The 1997-nt window shown below is 66.2% G+C and carries 2 protein-coding genes; both read left to right on the top strand.

The window, feature by feature from the left end; all coding sequences use genetic code 11:
• A partial coding sequence (locus AB0M20_RS40460; RefSeq protein ID WP_364306483.1) for a sugar ABC transporter permease occupies positions 1-899 on the top strand: 899 nt, incomplete at its 5' end.
• Complete coding sequence (locus AB0M20_RS40455) at positions 896-1864, top strand: carbohydrate ABC transporter permease (RefSeq protein WP_364306482.1); 969 nt, start codon at positions 896-898, stop codon at positions 1862-1864. The genes AB0M20_RS40460 and AB0M20_RS40455, both read left to right, overlap by 4 nt.
• The last annotated feature ends 133 nt before the right edge of the window (positions 1865-1997 follow it).

Raw genomic sequence — 1997 nt, 5'->3', positions numbered from 1 at the left:
GGCGGCGGGGTGTGCGCAGGACTGCCGGGCTGATGTGGCGCGAGCGGTCGGCGTACGCGTTCCTGGCTCCCGGTCTGATCCTGTTCTCGATCTTCACGGTGTTCGCGCTCGGCTTCGCCTTCTATCTGACCTTCCGCGAGTGGAACATCCTCGAGCCGGAGAAGCCGTTCATCGGGCTGCAGAACTATCGCGACATGATCGGCGACGAGGACTTCCGGCGCTCGGTGATCAACACCTTCTACTTCACCGGGGCCTCGGTGCCGCTCGGGATGGCCATCGGGCTCGGCGTGGCGCTGCTGCTCAACCAGCCGTTGTGGGGCCGGTCCGTCCTGCGTACGCTGTTCTTCCTGCCGGTCGTCACCCCGTTCGTCGTCGCCGCGATCGTCTGGAAGTGGCTCTACAACGGCGACTTCGGGCCGATCAACTACTACCTGATCAAGACGCATCTCATCACCGAGCCCCTGCTGTGGCTCTCCGACAAGAACCTGGCGATGCCGGCCGTGGTGCTGATGAGTGTGTGGACCAGCGTCGGCTTCTCGATGGTGGTCTACCTGGCCGCCCTGCAGGGCGTGCCGGCGGAGCTCTACGAGTCGGCGCGCATCGACGGAGCCGGCGCCTGGGCCCGCTTCCGCTACGTGACGTTGCCGATGCTGGCGCCCTCCACGCTGTTCCTGATGGTGATGGGCATCATCGGCTCGTTCCAGGTGTTCACCCAGATCTACATCATGACCAGCGGAGGGCCGGTCAACCGCACGTCCACAATGGTCTATTACATCTACGAGTCCGCATTCAAGTTCTACGAGATGGGGTACGCGAGCACGCTCGCGTACGCGCTGTTCCTGCTGCTGCTGGTGTTCACCGCGATCCAACTCCACCTGTACCGGAGGGCCGACCTGTGACGGCGACGATCCCGCGACCCGCGGTGAACGCCCAGCCCTCCGGCAGCGAGCCGCCTTCGCGCGGCCACATCGTGCGCCGCCGGCTGTGGATGGCGTTGTCCTACGCGATCCTCGTCCCCGGGGCGCTGCTGTTCGTCGCCCCGTTCGCGTGGCTCGTCAGCGCTTCGTTCCAGCACATCGGCGACATCTTCTCCTGGCCCCCGCAGTGGATCCCGCAGGACCCGACCCTCGACGGCTACAAGGGCTTCTTCGGCATCGGGAAGGTCGGCGAACAGGCGCAGGGCAGCGAGGGCGCGTGGCGCTGGTTCGTCAACAGCGCGTTCGTGGCGACCTCGATCACCGTGCTCCAGTTGTTCTTCAACGCGCTGGCCGCGTACACGTTCGCGAAGCGCCGGTTTCCCGGCCGCGACATCATCTTCCTGCTGTTCCTCGGCACCATGATGGTGCCGCCGCAGGTCACGCTGATCCCGAACTATCTGGTGCTCAAACACGTCCCGTTCTTCGGTGGCAACGACGCGCTGGGCCACGGCGGACACGGCTGGCTCGACTCGTACTGGGGCCTGATCCTGCCCGGCGCCGTCAGCGCGTTCGGCATCTTCCTCCTGCGGCAGTACATGATGTCGATCCCCGACGAGTTGCTCGACGCGGCCCGCGTCGACGGCGCCGGCGAGTTCCGCGTGTTCTGGAAGGTCGTGATTCCGCTCTGCGGCCCGGCCCTCGCCGCGACGGCCATCTTCACCTTCACGTACGCCTGGGAGGACTTCCTCTGGCCGCTGATCGTCGTGTCCAGCTCGGACAAGTACACGGCGCCGCTCGGCCTGGCTCTCTTCGTGGTGAAGAACCGGACCTCCTGGAACCTCCTGATGGCCGGCTCGGTGGTCGCCACCCTCCCGATGATCGTCACCTTCCTGGTGTTCCAGCGGCGCTTCATCCAGGGCATCTCCATGACCGGCCTCAAGGGCTGACGGGCGTCGCGGCCGGTCTCCCCCCTTCGAGGGAGCCCGATCACCCGGGCGCGGGAAGGCAGCAACGCCGCGTCGGCACATGCTGGGACAACCGGCGACTCGTCCGGCGTTTCCACGAGGGAGGAAACGATGG

Origin of the sequence: Actinoplanes sp. NPDC051633 (assembly GCF_040681735.1) — a bacterium.
In the GTDB taxonomy this organism is placed as follows: domain Bacteria; phylum Actinomycetota; class Actinomycetes; order Mycobacteriales; family Micromonosporaceae; genus Actinoplanes.
Note: the sequence above shows the minus strand (reverse complement) of the source record. Positions and strands in the feature narration are given on the sequence as shown.